The 16565-nt window shown below is 66.4% G+C and carries 16 protein-coding genes; 11 read left to right on the top strand and 5 right to left on the bottom strand.

Translation table 11 applies throughout. From position 1 onward, the window contains the following. From J7I84_RS16450 to J7I84_RS16415, 8 genes are all read left to right on the top strand, one after another. On the top strand, positions 1 to 147 hold a 147-nt coding region (locus J7I84_RS16450; RefSeq protein ID WP_214945624.1), incomplete at its 5' end, for a transposase. 277 nt (positions 148 to 424) lie between these two features. Next, positions 425 to 2917 carry an ATP-dependent Clp protease ATP-binding subunit gene (locus J7I84_RS16445; RefSeq protein WP_214945607.1) on the top strand — a complete coding sequence of 831 codons (2493 nt, stop codon included), beginning with the start codon at positions 425 to 427 and terminating at the stop codon, positions 2915 to 2917. Positions 2918 to 3051: 134 nt separating this feature from the next. Then, positions 3052 to 5175 carry a prolyl oligopeptidase family serine peptidase gene (locus J7I84_RS16440; RefSeq protein WP_214945606.1) on the top strand — a complete coding sequence of 708 codons (2124 nt, stop codon included), beginning with the start codon at positions 3052 to 3054 and terminating at the stop codon, positions 5173 to 5175. Between the two features lie 168 nt (positions 5176 to 5343). Next, entirely contained in the window at positions 5344 to 5853 is a 510-nt protein-coding gene (locus tag J7I84_RS16435) for an amino-acid N-acetyltransferase (protein WP_214945605.1), read from the top strand. A gap of 253 nt (positions 5854 to 6106) precedes the next feature. Beyond that, positions 6107 to 7108 (top strand): dihydroxyacetone kinase subunit DhaK, encoded by a 1002-nt coding sequence (gene dhaK / locus J7I84_RS16430; RefSeq protein WP_214945604.1) that lies wholly within the window; start codon positions 6107 to 6109, stop codon positions 7106 to 7108. Positions 7109 to 7110: 2 nt separating this feature from the next. Next, a complete protein-coding gene (gene dhaL / locus J7I84_RS16425) occupies positions 7111 to 7743 on the top strand; it encodes a dihydroxyacetone kinase subunit DhaL (RefSeq protein ID WP_214945603.1) in 633 nt (210 codons plus the stop codon). Beyond that, positions 7740 to 8474 (top strand): dihydroxyacetone kinase phosphoryl donor subunit DhaM, encoded by a 735-nt coding sequence (gene dhaM / locus J7I84_RS16420; protein WP_214945602.1) that lies wholly within the window; start codon positions 7740 to 7742, stop codon positions 8472 to 8474. Before dhaL ends, dhaM begins: the two co-directional genes overlap by 4 nt. Positions 8475 to 8509: 35 nt before the next feature. Next, positions 8510 to 8683: a hypothetical protein gene (locus J7I84_RS16415; protein WP_214945601.1), complete on the top strand. Its 174-nt coding sequence runs from the start codon at positions 8510 to 8512 to the stop codon at positions 8681 to 8683. Here J7I84_RS16415 and J7I84_RS16410 read toward each other — a convergent pair. From J7I84_RS16410 to J7I84_RS16400, 3 genes are read right to left on the bottom strand one after another with little or no spacing between them, the layout of a single operon-like run. Next, entirely contained in the window at positions 8680 to 9201 is a 522-nt protein-coding gene (locus J7I84_RS16410; RefSeq protein ID WP_214945600.1) for a hypothetical protein, read from the bottom strand. The genes J7I84_RS16415 and J7I84_RS16410 overlap by 4 nt on opposite strands. A 29-nt stretch (positions 9202 to 9230) precedes the next feature. After that, positions 9231 to 9662, bottom strand: coding sequence for a DUF3592 domain-containing protein (locus J7I84_RS16405; protein WP_214945599.1), 432 nt, complete (start codon positions 9660 to 9662; stop codon positions 9231 to 9233). Positions 9663 to 9722: 60 nt separating this feature from the next. Continuing rightward, a complete protein-coding gene (locus J7I84_RS16400) occupies positions 9723 to 10541 on the bottom strand; it encodes an A/G-specific adenine glycosylase (RefSeq protein WP_251046706.1) in 819 nt (272 codons plus the stop codon). Between the two features lie 274 nt (positions 10542 to 10815). Here J7I84_RS16400 and J7I84_RS16395 point away from each other — a divergent pair, with 274 nt between their 5' ends. Then, positions 10816 to 11520, top strand: coding sequence for a hypothetical protein (locus J7I84_RS16395; protein WP_214945598.1), 705 nt, complete (start codon positions 10816 to 10818; stop codon positions 11518 to 11520). A gap of 110 nt (positions 11521 to 11630) precedes the next feature. Here J7I84_RS16395 and disA read toward each other — a convergent pair whose 3' ends face one another. Together disA and J7I84_RS16385 are read right to left on the bottom strand one after the other, a co-directional pair. Next, positions 11631 to 12707, bottom strand: a complete 1077-nt coding sequence (gene disA, locus J7I84_RS16390) for a DNA integrity scanning diadenylate cyclase DisA (RefSeq protein WP_214945597.1) — start codon at positions 12705 to 12707, stop codon at positions 11631 to 11633. Between the two features lie 234 nt (positions 12708 to 12941). Continuing rightward, entirely contained in the window at positions 12942 to 13454 is a 513-nt protein-coding gene (locus J7I84_RS16385; RefSeq protein ID WP_214945596.1) for a 2'-5' RNA ligase family protein, read from the bottom strand. 248 nt (positions 13455 to 13702) lie between these two features. Here J7I84_RS16385 and J7I84_RS16380 point away from each other — a divergent pair, with 248 nt between their 5' ends. Beyond that, positions 13703 to 15316 carry a peptide chain release factor 3 gene (locus J7I84_RS16380; protein ID WP_214945595.1) on the top strand — a complete coding sequence of 538 codons (1614 nt, stop codon included), beginning with the start codon at positions 13703 to 13705 and terminating at the stop codon, positions 15314 to 15316. A gap of 9 nt (positions 15317 to 15325) precedes the next feature. Then, positions 15326 to 16561 (top strand): beta-ketoacyl-[acyl-carrier-protein] synthase family protein, encoded by a 1236-nt coding sequence (locus tag J7I84_RS16375; protein ID WP_311381157.1) that lies wholly within the window; start codon positions 15326 to 15328, stop codon positions 16559 to 16561. Positions 16562 to 16565: the final 4 nt, after the last annotated feature.

Below are 16565 nucleotides of genomic sequence, written 5' to 3'. Positions count from 1 at the left end.
CTCATTGTCACCGGCGCGACGACCGCGAAAGTGGAAGCCAACAACACAGCGATCAAGCACATCAAAAGGACTGGCCGGGGATTCACCAACGCACGCAACTACAAAACGCGTATTCTGTTGCGCAGTGCCGCCAGAACAGCGGCATGAACACCCATCACGGCAGAACATTCACCACGAACCGTGAAGAGCCCATTTGGCACGTTCCCGTAACCGCTTGGTTCCGGGCAGTATTTGCTGGGTTGCGCAGGCCCTTACCCTGGAGCGGGCCTGGGCTGGTCCACCTGCAAGGCCCGTTTTGCGGCGGCGCAACTGCCCGCCGCGGTTATTCCCGCAAGGCCCAAGGTTTCCCCTGTGGCGAACACGCTCCACAACTCAGGAGCGGCCACGTAGCATCAAAGTACGTCGTAGCTAGGAGTGTGGCGAAATGTTTGAGCGATTTACGGACCGTGCCCGTCGCGTAGTTGTGCTTGCCCAAGAAGAGGCACGCATGCTGAACCACAATTACATCGGTACCGAACACATCCTCTTGGGTTTGATCCATGAGGGTGAGGGCGTTGCCGCCAAAGCTCTTGAGTCCTTGAGCATTTCGCTCGACGGCGTTCGCGAGCAGGTGCAGGAGATCATCGGACAGGGCCAGCAGGCTCCCTCCGGCCACATCCCCTTCACCCCCCGTGCCAAGAAGGTGCTGGAGCTCTCGCTGCGCGAAGCCCTGCAGCTGGGCCACAACTACATCGGCACGGAGCACATCCTGCTCGGCCTGATCCGCGAGGGTGAAGGCGTGGCCGCCCAGGTTTTGGTCAAGCTCGGCGCCGACCTCAACCGGGTCCGCCAGCAGGTCATCCAGCTCCTCTCCGGCTACCAGGGCAAGGAAACCACCGGCGCAGGCGTCGGCGGCGGACAGCCTGAGGGCGCACCTGCCGGGTCCGTGGTCCTGGACCAGTTCGGCCGCAACCTGACCCAGGCTGCCCGCGAGAACAAGCTGGACCCGGTCATTGGCCGCGAGCAGGAAATGGAACGCGTCATGCAGGTTCTTTCCCGCCGCACCAAGAACAACCCGGTCCTCATCGGCGAGCCCGGCGTCGGCAAGACGGCCGTCGTCGAAGGCCTGGCCCAGGCGATCGTGCGCGGTGACGTCCCGGAGACCATCAAGGACAAGCAGCTCTACACCCTGGACCTCGGTTCCCTGGTGGCAGGCTCCCGCTACCGCGGTGACTTCGAAGAGCGCCTGAAGAAGGTCCTCAAGGAGATCCGCACCCGTGGCGACATCATCCTGTTCATCGACGAGATCCACACCCTGGTGGGTGCCGGTGCCGCCGAAGGCGCCATTGATGCGGCCTCGATCCTGAAGCCCATGCTGGCCCGCGGCGAGCTGCAGACCATCGGTGCCACCACGCTGGATGAGTACCGCAAGCACATCGAGAAGGACGCCGCCCTCGAGCGCCGCTTCCAGCCCATCCAGGTTAAGGAACCTTCCGTGGCACACGCCATCGAGATCCTCAAGGGCCTGCGTGACCGCTACGAGGCGCACCACCGCGTTACCATCACCGACGGTGCCCTGGCCTCCGCTGCCAGCCTCGCCGAGCGCTACATCTCGGACCGCTTCCTGCCGGACAAGGCCATCGACCTGATCGATGAGGCCGGCGCGCGACTGCGCATCCGCCGCATGACCGCTCCGCCGGAGCTCAAGGCCATGGACGAGCGCATCGCCAAGCTGAAGATGGAGAAGGAATCTGCGATTGACGCGCAGGACTTCGAAGGTGCGGCCTCGCTCCGCGACAAGGAACAGAAGATGATTTCCGAGCGCGCGGAGAAAGAACGCCACTGGAAGTCCGGCGGCATGGATGACGTCTCCGAGGTTGATGAGGATCTCATCGCCGAGGTGCTGGCCAACTCCACAGGCATCCCCGTCTTCAAGCTGACCGAGGAAGAGTCCTCGCGCCTGCTGAAGATGGAAGACGAACTGCACAAGCGCGTGGTCGGCCAGGATGAGGCCATTAGGTCCCTGTCCCAGGCCATCCGCCGCACCCGTGCAGGACTGAAAGATCCCAAGCGTCCGGGTGGCTCGTTCATCTTCGCCGGCCCCACCGGCGTCGGCAAGACCGAGCTGGCCAAGGCGCTGGCGGAGTTCCTGTTCGGTGAAGAGGACGCCCTGATCACGCTGGACATGTCCGAGTACTCCGAGAAGCACACCGTTTCGCGGCTCTTCGGTGCCCCTCCGGGCTACGTGGGCTACGAAGAGGGTGGCCAGCTGACCGAGAAGGTCCGCCGCCGTCCGTTCTCCGTGGTGCTGTTCGACGAAGTGGAAAAGGCCCACGCGGACCTCTTCAACTCGTTGCTGCAGATCCTGGAGGACGGCCGCCTGACCGACTCCCAGGGCCGCGTGGTGGACTTCAAGAACACCGTGATCATCATGACCACCAACCTGGGTACCCGGGACATCTCCAAGAGCGTCGCTACGGGTTTCCAGTCCGGCACCGACACGCAGACCGGCTACAACCGCATGCGTGCCCGCGTCACGGAGGAACTCAAGCAGCACTTCCGCCCCGAGTTCCTGAACCGTGTTGACGACGTCGTGGTGTTCCCGCAGCTCACCCAGGACGAGATCATCGAGATCGTGGACATGTTCGTGACCCGCCTGGAAAAGCGCCTCAAGGACAAGGACATGGGCATCGAGCTCACCAAGGCCGCCAAGGTGCTCCTGGCAACCCGCGGCTACGACCCCGCCATGGGTGCCCGGCCGTTGCGCCGCACCATCCAGCGCGAGATCGAGGACCAGCTCTCCGAGAAGATCCTGTTCGGCGAGATCCACCCCGGCGACATCGTCGTGGTGGACGTGGAAGGCGAAGGCGACGACGCGAAGTTCACCTTCGCCGGCAACGCCAAGCCGCGCATCCCGGAAATCGCCCCGAGCCACTAGGCACCAGCCGCACAGCCAAAGCCCCGCCACTCCGCAAGGAGCGGCGGGGCTTTCGCTTGTTAGGCACCACACGGTACAGCGGGGGATGCGTGGCGGCCTGTGATCGGGGGCACAAAACGTGTTGAATCGGGAGCATGGCCTATCAGAATCCGGCGATCCCGGACGAGCAACCACTGACCCCTTTCCACGACCTCGACCACTACCTGTCCATCCCGCGGGTAAGCGGCCTGGCCTTGAGCCTGGACGGCTCCCGGCTGGTCACCACGGTCAGCACCCTGAACGGCAAGGGCACCGAGTTTGCCACCGCGCTGTGGGAGCTGGACCCGGCCGGGCAGAGGCACGCCCGGCGCATAACCCGGAGCGCCAAGGGCGAGGCCGGTGCCGCTTTCGCCGCCAACGGTGACGTGTACTTCACGTCCGCGCGTCCTGATCCGGACAGCCCGGAGGACGAGCCGGTCAACGCGCTGTGGCTGCTTCCGGCCGACGGAGGGGAGGCCCGCGTGGTCCTGAGCCGGCCCGGAAGCATCAGCAAGGTGATGACGGCCAGGGACACTGATGCCGCGTTCGTGACAGCTGAGGTGCTGGCGGGATCGGCCGACGAGGCTGACGACGCTGAACGTCGGAAGTCCCGCAAGGACAGGAAGGTTTCGGCCATCCTGCACAGCGAATATCCGGTCCGGTACTGGGACGCCGACCTGGGGCCGGGCCAGCCGCGGGTCTTTGCCGTGGAAGCCGGAGAGGAAAAGGGGCCCGGGAAGCCGAGCACCATTGACGCCCCGGCTCCCCTGGTCCTGCGCAACCTGACACCCGAGGCCGGGCCGCGGCTCAGGGAGGCATCCACTGTGGTCAGCCCGGACGGAAAGACCGTTTACAGCAGCTATGCCAAGCCCCTCGCCAAAGCGGACAGCCGCTCCGTCCTGGTGGCAGTGGACGTGGCATCGGGCAGCCTCAAGGTGCTCCTGGACCAGGAGGGAATGAGCTATTTCCCCGGTCCGGTCAGCCCGGACGGCAAAACCCTGGTGGTGGTCAGTGAAAGCGACTCCACTCCGCAGCGGGCTCCCGAGGTCAAGATGCACCTGCTGGACGTCTCCGGCGAGGCCGCGGAGTACGCCGCTGGCCTGCAGCCCCTGGCCCACGACTGGGACCGCTGGCCCCAGCCGGCAGCGTGGCTTCCGGACGGTTCGGCCCTCCTGGTCACCGCGGACGACGACGGCGCGTCGCCGGTTTTTCGGGTCAGCGTTCCGGCAGCTGCCGCTGAGGTGGGCGTCACCCGGGTCACGCAGGACGCGGCAGCCTACTCCGACGTCGTTGTTTCTCCTGAGGACCGGTACGCCTATGCCCTGCGCAGCTCCTATGAATTCCCGGCCGAAGCCGTCCGGATCGACCTGGCCACAGGGGAAACCACGCGCCTGCCCGCGCCTGCCGAACGGCCGTCCTGCCCGGGCCGGTTGGAGCGGGTAGCGGCCACGGCCCCGGACGGCTCCCGGGTTCCTGCCTACCTCGCCCTGCCCGAGGACGCATCGCCGGAAAACCCTGTGCCGCTGCTGCTGTGGATCCACGGTGGTCCCCTGGGATCCTGGAACGCGTGGACGTGGCGGTGGAACCCGTGGCTCCTGACGGCAAAGGGCTACGCGGTGCTGCTCCCGGACCCGGCACTGTCCACGGGTTACGGCCAGGCCTATATCCAGCGCGGCTGGGGAGCCTGGGGCAAGGCGCCGTTCACCGATCTGATGGCAATCACGGACGCCGCCGTGGAACGGCCGGACATTGATGGGACGCGGACAGCAGCCATGGGCGGCTCCTTCGGCGGGTACATGGCCAACTGGGTGGCCGGCAACACGGACCGGTTCAAGGCCGTGGTCACCCATGCCAGCCTGTGGGCACTCGACCAGTTCGGACCCACCACGGATGCCTCGCAGTACTGGCTGAAGGAAATGACCGAAGAGATGGCGCTGGAGAATTCGCCCCACCTGCACGCCGAGAAGATCAGTTCGCCCATGCTGGTGATCCACGGCGACAAGGACTACAGGGTGCCCATCGGCGAGGGTCTGCGGCTTTGGTACGAGTTGCTGTCCAAGTCCCGGCTGGCGGCGGACCAGGACGGGCAGACCCCGCACAGGTTCCTCTACTTCCCGGACGAAAACCACTGGGTCCTCCAGCCGCAGCACGCCAAGGTCTGGTACCAGGTGGTGGAGTGGTTCCTGGCGAAGAACGTTCTGGGCCAGGAGACGGAACTGCCAGCCGAATTGGGACTTTAATTTTTCCGGTAACCGGTACAAGGCATCGCTCGATGGGGCAGAGGGGCAGAGTACAGGCGAAGGGGGCTGGGGCATTTACGTAGCGTGCGTCTAAGCGGGGAACGAGCGAGCACGCGGTAAATGTCGCAGTCACCGAGCCGAAAGCCCTTCCCCTCGTAGGATTGCACTGTGACCGACTCCTTCCACATCCGCCCAGCACGCACCAGTGACGTCCCTGCCATCAAGAAGCTGGTGGCGCCCCTGGCCGAGGAGCGCATCCTCATGGCGAAGGAGACGGTGGCGTACTACGAGAGCCTCCAGGAGTTCCGTATCGCGGAGTCCAGCGACGGTGAAATGATCGGCTGCGGCGCCCTGCACGTCATGTGGGAGGACCTGGCAGAGATCCGAACCCTCGCGGCGTCCGGGCAGTGGCGCGGCAGGGGGGTGGGCCACGTCCTGGTGGAAAGCCTGCTGGATGGGGCACGCGCGCTCGGAGTGTCGCGGGTCTTCTGCCTTACCTTCGAGGTGGACTTCTTCAAGCGCCACGGCTTCGAAGTCATGGCTGACCAGTCCGCGGTGGACCCCGAAGTGTACTCAGAACTCCTCCGCTCGCACGACGAAGGAGTGGCTGAATTCCTGGACCTGGCGCGGGTCAAGCCGAACACCCTGGGCAACACCCGGATGATCCGCGCTCTCTAGCAGCAAGCAGCCCCGACGAGAATACGGCAGACCCCTCTTGGCATTATTCGAATTGATGGATAAACTTTTGGCGGCCGGTATGTGGGGGGCCTCAGCAAAGGGACAGTCATTGGGGGCTGTCCCTTTGCTGCATCCTGGACCCGTGACGTAGGGAGGGGCCGAAAAACCCGGGCCGGAGGAACCTACCGCCAGCTGCGATCCCGGTAGTAGGGTCGGAAACACATCCTTCAGGAGCACAGCCAGGAGCACCGCCATGAAGAAACTCATCAACGATCCCAAATCCGTCGTCGCAGAATCGGTGCAGGGCTTCGGCCTGGCACACGCAGACCTCGTCACCATCAATGAAGACCCCATCTACGTCACCCGCAAGGACGCGCCAGTGGCCGGCAAGGTGGGCCTCGTCTCAGGCGGCGGCAGCGGGCACGAGCCGCTGCACGCAGGGTACGTGGGGCGGGGAATGCTCGACGCCGCCGTGCCGGGGGCGGTGTTCACCTCACCTACGCCGGACCAGATCCTGCCCGCCACCCTCGCAGTCAACTCAGGTGCCGGCGTCGTCCATATCGTCAAGAACTACACGGGCGACGTGCTGAACTTTGAGACGGCGGCCGAACTGGCCGAGGCGGAGGGAGTGAGCGTCCGTACCGTGCTGGTCAACGACGACGTTGCCGTTGAGGACTCGCTTTACACCGCAGGCCGACGCGGGGTAGGCGGAACAGTGCTCGTGGAGAAGATCGCCGGCGCCGCCGCCGAGCGCGGGGACGGCCTCGACGCCGTGGCCGCCATCGGCGAACGGGTCAACGCCAACGTCCGGACCATGGGGGTGGCACTGTCCGCCTGCACCGTGCCGCATGCGGGCCAGCCGAGCTTCGACCTTGCGGACGATGAAATCGAGATTGGCATCGGCATCCATGGCGAACCAGGCAGGCACCGCATTCCCATGGAAAACGCGGACAACATCACCAACCGGCTTCTGGAACCCGTCCTTGCCGATTTGAAGGTCAGTTCCGGGGACAAGGTGCTGCTGTTCGTCAACGGCATGGGCGGCACTCCGCTGAGTGAGCTCTACATCGTGTACCGCCGCGCGGTGCAGGTGCTGGCGGACGCAGGTGCCACGGTGGAACGTTCGCTGGTGGGCAACTACATCACCGCGCTGGAGATGCAGGGCTGCTCGATCTCGGTGCTCCGGCTCGACGAGGAGCTTACGGAACTCTGGGACGCCCCCGTGCACACCCCCGCGCTGCGCTGGGGCATGTAGCCGTGGTGCTGGACGCCAACTGGGCCGTAAAGTGGCTGACCTTGTGCGCGCAGGCCATGGCTGAACACCGCGTTGAACTCATCGAACTCGACCGCGCAATCGGGGACTCGGACCACGGCGAGAACATGGACCGCGGCTTCCAGGCGGTCCTTGCCAAGCTCGGCGAATCCACGCCCGAGACGCCCGGGGCGGCGCTGAAGATGACCGCCATGACCCTGATGTCCAAGGTGGGCGGCGCTGCCGGGCCCCTTTACGGGACGGCGTTCCTTCGCGCCGCTACCGCGCTGGGTGATTCCGCCGAGATCGATCCTGCCGCGTGGGCCGCCGCCTTGGCGGCGGCCCGGGACGGGATTGTGGCGCGCGGCAAGGCGGAGCCAGGGGACAAGACCATGGTGGATGCGTGGACGCCGGCAGTTGATGCTGCCCGCGCGGCAGCCGATGGCGGCAGTACGGACGTCCTGGGTGTCCTGGTGGCTGCCGCTGAGGCTGCCGAGGCAGGGGCGGTGTCCACAGATCCGATGGTGGCCAGGAAGGGCCGCGCCAGCTACCTCGGTGAACGCAGTGCCGGCCACCGGGATCCCGGAGCAGTGTCCAGCGCGCTGATCCTGCGTGCCGCCGTTGGGGCTGCTGCGTGACCGTAAGCATCGTGGTGGTGTCCCATAGCGAAAAGATTGCCGAGGGCGCGGTGGAGCTTGCCGCGCAGATGGCACCCGATGTGGTGATCCTGCCGGCCGGGGGCACCGACGACGGCAGGATCGGCACCAGCCTGGAGAAGGTCCTCGCCGCCATCGAGCAGGCGAGCGGACAGGCAAGTGGACAGGCCCCGGGCCGGGCAGCCGGGGCCGGAGCGGAAGGCACGGTGGTCCTCACGGACCTGGGATCAGCCGTGATGACCGCCGAATCCGCACTTGAGTTCCTGGAAAGTCCTGCCGGGGTCCTGCTCGCGGACGCACCCCTGGTAGAAGGCCTGGTGGCCGCCGCCGTTGCGGCACAAGGCGGAGCCGACGTGGAAGCGGTTCGTAAGGCGGCTGAAGGCGCGCGGGGCGGGGCCGGCCAGCCCGAGCCGGCAGGCTCGGAATTGGAGCCAGGGTCCGTTAGCAGTGCCGCACCGGACTTCACGGCCGACTTTGAGTTGGTGAACCAGGCCGGCATGCATGCCCGGCCCGCCGCGAAAGTGGCAGGGGGCCTTGCCTCCCTTGACGCGGAGGTGACTATCAACGGGGTGGACGGCGCGTCAATGACGGGGCTGATGACCCTGGGCGCAGGCAAAGGTACTGTGCTGCATGTGGAAGCGTGGGGCAAGGACGCTGAACGGGCGGTGGAGTACGTTGGCGGCCTGGTGGAGGCCGGCTTCGGCGAGCCCTAAGCCCCATCCCGCTTCCTGCGAATAAGCTCGGTGCCATGGAACGGCCGCTTGCAGAAGACTCCCAGGAAATCGAAGTGCTTGACGGCCAAATTTCCGTGGAGGAACTGCTCGCCGAACTTGGCTTCAACTGGAGTGCCGAACCGGTCAGCGGCGGCCCGTTGCCCGGAACTGCCGAAGGCGATATCTTCACCCAGCCCGCCCTGTTCTAGCCCGGGGTTTCCCTTGACGCTGTCCCGGCGCCGGGCTTTTGGTTCAGCCCGGTGTCGTCCAGAATGACAGCTGCCGACAGGACCTTCCCGCACTGCTCCCCGAACGGATAACCCACGGCTGGGTGGAACGCCGCTGACCGTGCTGGCAGGGCGGATCCATCCGGAGCCGTGCCCGAAGCGGTGACGGTCATGGGTGATTCCGTAAGGGCGGGCAACATCAGCGTCCCCACTTTGGTGCCATCGGGCGAGGCAGTGGCCGAACAGGCGCCCTCAACGGAGCATCCCTGACCGATGGAGGGGCTGCCCGGGCGCAGTATTACGTCGGCTTCCGTGCAGGTGCCGTCCTGGCAGGCCCGGAGGTGCAGGGCCGCCACCCGTGGCGAGTAGCCGGCGGTGACCGTCACGGCGACGGCGGTGGCCTGGGCAATGGCGGGACAGGCACTGCCGGCCGGCCCGCAGGCAGAGATGAGCGACGCCGTCGTCATCATCAATGCCAGGAGCAGCCCGGGCTTCCGCATGTCTTCAGGCTACCGCCCCAGCGGGATAGTCAGCCCGTTGGGAAAATGCCGATGAACCAGAACGACGCCACTGCAAAGACGGCGAAAAACGCGATCAGACAGCCCATGCCCCGTCGCGGCTCCGAGGACACCTGAAACGACTCATTGGGGTTCACCGGGTTGTAGGCTACCTCGATCAGCGAACCCGGCACGGGCTGCTGCACCCCGGAGACTTCGGACTTGCCCATGAAGAGGGTGCCCTGCGGGTCCGTGAACTGATAGGCGGGGAAGTAGCGGAGGTTCCGGCTGGAGCCGCCCACGCCGCTGGTCCAGCCGGTAGCGCTGCCGGTGACGGTTGCCTGCACCTTGGGCCAGGACGCCATCAGCTGTTCCTGCCGCTTTGTCCTGCGCCCCGCGTAGAGCAGCGAAAATACCGCACCGGCAACGAACAGCACCCATACGATGTACAGAATGGTCTTCATGGCTTCCCCCGGTTCCAGTCCCCAAGAAGTATGCCATCCCCGGCCCGCGCGGCCGGTGGGTCAGGCTGGAAGCCGGTAGCCGCCGTCGTGCATTTCTGCCAGCCCGTCCGCCAGCAGCCCGGCCAGTGCCCGTCCCAGCTGTTCGGGGGCGGAGTTGAGGCGGTGAAGTGCGGCCAGCGGCACGCCGATTCCTTCCGGGGCAAAGCCAAGGTCCGCGGGTTCACGCTGGAACATGTCCGGCGGTACGGGCGCTTCCGCCAGCCGGAGCACGGCCAGCACGGCTCCACGGACTTGGCGGTCGGTGCCGTGCCACGACTGTCCCTTGGGAACGTACGACGGCGGGGGCTCGCCCGCCGCCAGCCACGCACAGGAATCCCTCACCGGGCAGGCGGCGCACTTGGGCGCCCGGGCGGTGCACACTAGAGCCCCAAGCTCCATGACTGCAGCATTCCAGCGCACGGAAGTTTCGTCGTGGTCCGGCAACAGGGCAGCTGCCAGCCGCATTTCCGCCTCGGTCAGCGCCGGGGCGGGAAGCGCGACGCCGGAGACCAGCCGGGCGTGCACCCTGCGGATGTTGGTGTCCACCACCGTTTCCCGGCGGCCATACGCGAACGCTGCCACTGCGGCGGCGGTGTAGCTGCCCACCCCGGGAAGGGCCAGCAGCTCGGCATAGGTGTCCGGGACCTCGCCGCGGTGGTCCTGCACGATCGCCGTGGCTGCGGCGTGCAGTCGGAGCGCCCGGCGGGGGTAGCCCAGCCTGCCCCACGAACGGACAGCTTCCCCTGCCGGTTCCCCGGCCAGCCCGGCGGGGGTGGGCCAGCGCTTGAGCCACTCATGCCAGACGGGAAGGACCCGGACCACCGGGGTTTGCTGCAGCATGACCTCGCTGACCAGGACGCCCCAGGGGGAGCAGCCGGGATCGCGCCAGGGCAGGTCGCGGGCAATACCGGCGAACCAGCCGTTGATCCTGTGGTGGAGCAGCTCCAGGTTTGCGGTGCCTGCTGGTGTGTCCGTTGCGGGGGAGGTTTGAGTGTCGATGCCAACACTGTAATGGATGGGTTCCGGCGGGCCGCAAACCGGTTGTGACCAGAGCGATGCCGGCGCGGCGGCGTGGTGGCAGCGCAGAAACGGCGGCGTTCCCTAGCCTAGGAGGATGGGCAGGCAAGGCGATTCACCAGCACGCGGCACGGCATCCGGTTCCAGCAGCGTCCGGAAACCAAGTGCCGCCGTGTACCGCCGGCGCCGGCTGGTTGTTGGTGGCGCGCTCCTGCTGGTCATCGCGCTCGTGGTCAGCGGCTTCGCGTTGGCCGCTGCCTTCCGCGGCGGGTCGCAGCAGGCTTCATCCAGCCAGGCCACTTCCGCTGGAACCCCGTCCACGGGCCCGGCTGCCTCCCCCTCTCCTGCCACCACCGCTTCTGCCTCCGCAACTCCCTCCGCCACGCCGTCGCCCAGTGCCCCGGCGACGCCCACCTGCAACCAGAACCTGGTAACCGTCTCGGCCGCCACGGACAAGCCCGCTTACGGCCCGGGGGAAAACCCGCTGCTCACCCTGAAGGTGACCAACGGCGGCACTGTCCCCTGTGAAGTCAACATCGGAACCTCGCAGATGGAGTTCCTGGTGACCAGCGGCTCTGACCGGATCTTCTCCTCGAAGGACTGCCAGGCATCGAGCGAGGACCTGGTGAAGGTGATCGCGCCCGGCGCCAGCGAAACCGCCAACTTCCCGTGGAGCCGCAACCGCAGCGCCGATGGCTGCAAAGCCGTGGCTGTAGCCCCCGGCGGCGGCGGGGCGTACTACATCTTCACGGCCAAGCTGGGTTCGCGGGCCAGCCCAAAGGCCGTCTTCCAACTGAACTGATTGCCCGCCCTCCATCGACTGCTCCGTAGCTGCCGTTTTCGCGGCTGAGAACGGCAGTTACACAGCAGTCGATGAGAATTGCAGGCGCGGAGGGGTTGGTTCGGTGGTGCTTAGAGGAAGCGGTCCAGGAGGCTTGCCTCGGCCATCCGGCTCAGGCCTTCGCGGACCGTCCGTGCGCGCTGGTCGCCAATGCCGTCAACGGTCATAAGATCGTCAATGGTGGCGGCCATCAGGAACTGCAGTCCGCCGAAATGGTCAACGAGGCGGTCCGCCACGGCCTTGGGGACTGCCTTGAGGCCTGACAGCAGCCGGTAGCCGCGGGGTTGGACCACGGCGTCGAGGTTGGCCTCACCGCCCGCAAATCCTACGATCGCCGAGATCCTGCCAAGGTCGATCAGCTCCGTGGGGCCCAGGCTGACCAGTTCATGGACGGCCTTGTCGATGTCTTCCGCAGAGGCGTTGGGGCTGGCGTAGTCGCGGATGATCACGTCGCTCCCGGGGCCCCTGCCCACGGTGAGCTCGTCGAGCTGGAGCGAGAGAAGCCGGCCGTCTTCGCCCAGTTCAAGGACATACTGTGAGATTTCCTCGGAAATCCGGCGGACCATTTCCTGCCGCTGGAGGGTAACGGCCACGTCCCGCACCGTCACCATGGCCTCGATTTCCAGCGCCGACAGCGAACTGGTGACCTGGTCCAGCCGTGCGCGGTAGCGCTCCAGGGTGGCAAGGGCCTGATTGGCGCGGGCAAGGACGTTCTCGGAGCCCTCCAGGACATGCCGCAGGCCGTTGACGTAAAGGGCGATGATTTGCATGGACTGGCTCACGGAGATGACCGGAACCCCGGTCTGCTTGGCCACGCGCTCGGCCGTACGGTGGCGGGTGCCTGACTCCTGTGTTTCGATGCTTGAGTCCGGCACCAGCTGGACCGCCGCGCGCAGGATGTTGCCCGCGTCCTTGTCGCAGATGATGGCGCCGTCCATCTTGGCCAGCTCCCGCAGGCGGGTGGGGGAGAACTCGATGCCAATATCGAATCCGCCGGAGCAGATTGAATCTATGGTGCGGTCGGAGCCCAGGACGATCAGTGCCCCGGTGCGGCCGCGGAGGATCCGTTCCAAACCGTCGCGAAGTGGAGTTCCGGGTGCAACCCTGCCCAGAGTGGCCCGCAGTGATTCTTCAGGGCTCCGCGCCATAGGTGTTTCCCTTCAAAGGTGCGGACCGCCGCCCGCAGGAATGCCGGCATCTGAAGTTGGCCGGCAGGATCAAAAAAGTGCTCTGATTCCCGCAAGCTCAATGATAGGGGTTAGAAGCCCAAGTTCCGCACGGGCAAGCCCCAAAGTACCCCATTAGGGGGTGGCTGGAACGGACGGAAAAATACGGTCTGGACACTGCTTGGGGCAGGCACTTTCGCTCTTTTTGGCCTCGCCTCAGGTTTGCCTCTCGGGCAGCCCTCCCAGGAGCGTGACCGCCTTGGTGCTGCTGTCCCACAGCCGTGCTGCCGTGCAGCGGCCCTCGATGCGCAGGTCCAGCAGGTCCATTGCTGCCCCGGGCTGATGGCCGGGGAGGCGGCGGGCGATGGTGACGTGCGGCGTCCAGGCCCCCGGAAGGGTCAGCGGCAATGCACCTGAAAGACCTTGGTGCAGGTGCCGGTGCAGGTCCAGCAGGGGAGCGGTCAGCAGCACCGAGCGGGCCAGTACATACTTCCCGGTGCCGGCGGGAAAAACGACTGCCCCGGAGAACGCGATGTCAATTGGCAGCGCCTGCCACGGCCCTTCCCCGCCAGCCTGCAGGTCCACGCCTGCGGCAAGTGTGATGTGCGGGCTGTTGCTGGGGGAAGTGTGTGCTGCCAGGCTTGGCAGGCCGGCTGCTTCGAGCCGCGTCCAGTCGGCCCTGACCAGGGAATCGGTGGAGTCATCAAATACCAGTTCGATGCTGCGCATACGCACATCATGCATTACCTGTTGCCCCTTACCGCCGGGTGGTGTGGCGTCCGGGAAAGTTCAGCCCTTGCGCGGGCAGACCTAACACCAGCGCTCCCTAACCGGCGTTAGGCGCAGCCCATGCCGGTTTGCGGCCCTGCGATAAACTTGTACTTTGGCCGTTTGCCAAACTCATTTCCCCGCCCTCGAGTCGCAGCGCAGTACCCGAAAGGCCCCTGGGCAGCCACAACCGCAGCGAAAGTAGCACCGTGTCCCAAGATGTCCTGACCCCCGCCCGGATCTCCGAGATTCACAAGGAGGCGGGCCGCCGCAGGACCTTTGCCGTCATTTCCCACCCGGACGCCGGCAAGTCCACGCTCACCGAGGCGCTGGCCCTGCATGCAAAGGTAATCGGCACCGCCGGTGCTTCCAGCGGCAAGGCCAACCGCAAGGAAACCGTCTCGGACTGGATGCAGATGGAGAAGGACCGCGGCATCTCCATCAGCTCGGCGGCACTTCAGTTTTCCTACCGCGACACGGTCATCAACCTCCTGGACACTCCCGGCCACGCCGACTTCTCCGAGGACACCTACCGCGTGCTCGCCGCCGTCGACTGCGCCGTGATGCTGGTGGACGCCGCCAAGGGCCTGGAAACCCAGACCATGAAGCTCTTCGAGGTCTGCAAGCAGCGCAACCTGCCCATCATCACCGTCATCAACAAGTGGGACCGGCCCGGACTGGACGCCCTGGCGCTGATGGATGAGATTACCGAACGCACCGGGCTGCAGCCCATGCCGCTGACCTGGGCTGTAGGGATCTCCGGGGACTTCCGCGGCGTCTGGGACCTGCGGAACGACCGCTTCGCGCGGTTCCAGCGCAACAACGCCGGCGCGCAGATCGCCATCACCGAATACTTCACGCCGGAAGAGGCCGCCGAGAGCCAGGGCAGCAACTGGACGGACGCCGTGGACGAGGCTGGCCTGGTGATCGAATCCAACCTCGAATTCGACGTCGACGCCTTCCACGCCGGCAAAGCCACCCCCATCCTGTTCAGCTCCGCGGCGCTGAACTTCGGCGTCAAGGAGCTGCTGGACGCACTGGTGGACTTCGCGCCGCCGGCGGCCCCGCGCCCCGACGTGGACGGCAACCAACGCCCGGTTGAGTCACCGTTTTCCGGTTTCGTCTTCAAGGTGCAGGCCGGCATGAACAAGGCACACCGCGACCACGTGGCCTTTATCCGTGTCTGCTCCGGCGTCTTTGAACGCGGCATGGTGGTGACCCAGACCCGCACCGGCAAGTCCTTCGCCACCAAGTACGCGCAGCAGGTGTTCGGCCGGGAACGCGAAGTGATCGACGAGGCGTACCCAGGGGACGTGGTGGGCCTGGTCAACGCCTCCTCGCTGCGGGTGGGTGACAGCCTGTTCCTCGAGGATTCCGTGGAATACCCGGCCATCCCGCTGTTCGCCCCCGAGCACTTCCAGGTGGCCCGGTCCAAGGACCCCAGCAAGTTCAAGCAGTTCCGCCGCGGCATCGAACAGCTCGAGCACGAGGGCGTCATCCAGGTGCTCCGCTCCGACGTCCGCGGCGACCAGGCGCCGGTGCTTGCCGCCGTCGGGCCCATGCAGTTCGAGGTGGTGGAGGACCGCATGGCGCACGACTTCAGCGCCCCCATGCGCCTGGAACGCCTGCCGTACTCGCTGGCCAGGATTTCGACGGCGGATGCCATGCCTGCGCTGGCCAACGTACCGGGCGCAGAAGTGCTTTTGCGGTCCGACGGCGAATACCTCGCCTTGTTCAACGACGTCTGGGCGCTGCGGCGGATCGAGAAGAACCATCCGGACCTGACACTCGTGCCCATCGGCACGCACAACCCGGCGAAGTAGGAGGCCACCGTGCTTGTTGCGCCTGCCCGGCCCCGCGCCGTGGTGACCGGATCCGGCACCATAAATCCCCTTGGATCCACGGTCAAGGAGACCTGGGAGGCCTTGGTTGCCGGGCGCTCCGGGATCACGGCGATCAACCAGGACTGGGCTGAGCAGCTGCCGGTCAGGATCGCCGGGCAGGTTACGTCCGACCTTTCGGAGCACCTTAACACCCGCGAGATGAAGCGGATGGACCGCTGCGGCCAGCTGGCGCTGATTGCAGCCCGGGAGGCATGGGCCCAGGCCGGCAGTCCCGAGGTTGACCCCGAGCGGTTCGCGGTGGTGATCGGGTCAGCTTACGGCGGCCTGGGCTCCACGATCGAGCAGGACCGCACACTGAACCAGTCCGGACCGCGCAAGGTTTCGCCGCACACCCTGACCCGGCTGATGGCCAACGGCCCCGCCGCCTGGGTGTCCATCGACCTGGGTGCCCGCGGCGGCGCCCGGACCCCTGTCAGCGCCTGTGCTTCCGGGGCCGAGGCGATTGTCCAGGCAGCCGAGATGATCCGCTCCGGTGCTGCCGACGTCGTGATTGCCGGCGGCGTGGATGCCTCGATCAATGATTTGGTGATCAGCGGGTTTTCCCAGATCCGTGCCCTGTCCACCTATCCCGGTGATCCGCAGCGGGCCTCGCGCCCGTTCGACGGCGCCCGGAACGGTTTTGTGCTCGCTGAAGGCGCCGGAGTGGTGGTGCTGGAGAGCGAAGAACACGCACGTGCCCGCGGTGCTGCCATCCTCGGGGCCGTGGCCGGGGGAGCGGTGATGTCCGATGCCCACGACATCGTGGCGGCGGATCCTGCGATGCAGCGGCGCGTCATGCAGAAGGCGCTGGAATTGAGCGGAATGGAGCCGGGGGAGATCGGGTTCGTCCACGCCCACGCCACCTCCACCCCCGTGGGAGACCGGCTGGAAGGCCAAGCCATTCATGCCGTCTTCGGCGCCGACGTTCCCGTCACGTCCACGAAAGGCCACACCGGCCACCTGCTGGGCGGGGCCGGTGCGCTGGGCGCCGTCGTGGTCCTCGAAGTCCTGCGCACCGGCCAGGTGCCCGGGACGCTGAACGTGGAGGAGCTGGACCCGGAGGTGGACCTGAACGTCATCACCGAAAGCGTCCACCAGCTGGCGTCCGGTTATGCCCCCGCCGGGCTGGTGAATGCCTTTGGATTCGGCGGCCACAGCGTCGCCTTGGTGCTCACCGCCGGTTAACTGC

It is taken from the genome of Arthrobacter sp. ISL-85 (assembly GCF_018613675.1).
In the GTDB taxonomy this organism is placed as follows: Bacteria; Actinomycetota; Actinomycetes; order Actinomycetales; family Micrococcaceae; genus Arthrobacter.
Note: the sequence above shows the minus strand (reverse complement) of the source record. Positions and strands in the feature narration are given on the sequence as shown.

What these genes read in the sequence shown, in the direction of transcription:
- J7I84_RS16445 (WP_214945607.1), top strand. Translation starts at nt 425, where the DNA reads ATGTTTGAGCGATTTACGGACCGTGCCCGTCGCGTAGTTGTGCTTGCC.
- J7I84_RS16440 (WP_214945606.1), top strand. Translation starts at nt 3,052, where the DNA reads ATGGCCTATCAGAATCCGGCGATCCCGGACGAGCAACCACTGACCCCT.
- dhaK (WP_214945604.1), top strand. Translation starts at nt 6,107, where the DNA reads ATGAAGAAACTCATCAACGATCCCAAATCCGTCGTCGCAGAATCGGTG.
- J7I84_RS16415 (WP_214945601.1), top strand. Translation starts at nt 8,510, where the DNA reads ATGGAACGGCCGCTTGCAGAAGACTCCCAGGAAATCGAAGTGCTTGAC.
- J7I84_RS16410 (WP_214945600.1), bottom strand. Translation starts at nt 9,201, where the DNA reads ATGCGGAAGCCCGGGCTGCTCCTGGCATTGATGATGACGACGGCGTCG.
- J7I84_RS16405 (WP_214945599.1), bottom strand. Translation starts at nt 9,662, where the DNA reads ATGAAGACCATTCTGTACATCGTATGGGTGCTGTTCGTTGCCGGTGCG.
- J7I84_RS16400 (WP_251046706.1), bottom strand. Translation starts at nt 10,541, where the DNA reads ATGCTGCAGCAAACCCCGGTGGTCCGGGTCCTTCCCGTCTGGCATGAG.
- J7I84_RS16395 (WP_214945598.1), top strand. Translation starts at nt 10,816, where the DNA reads ATGGGCAGGCAAGGCGATTCACCAGCACGCGGCACGGCATCCGGTTCC.
- disA (WP_214945597.1), bottom strand. Translation starts at nt 12,707, where the DNA reads ATGGCGCGGAGCCCTGAAGAATCACTGCGGGCCACTCTGGGCAGGGTT.
- J7I84_RS16385 (WP_214945596.1), bottom strand. Translation starts at nt 13,454, where the DNA reads ATGCGCAGCATCGAACTGGTATTTGATGACTCCACCGATTCCCTGGTC.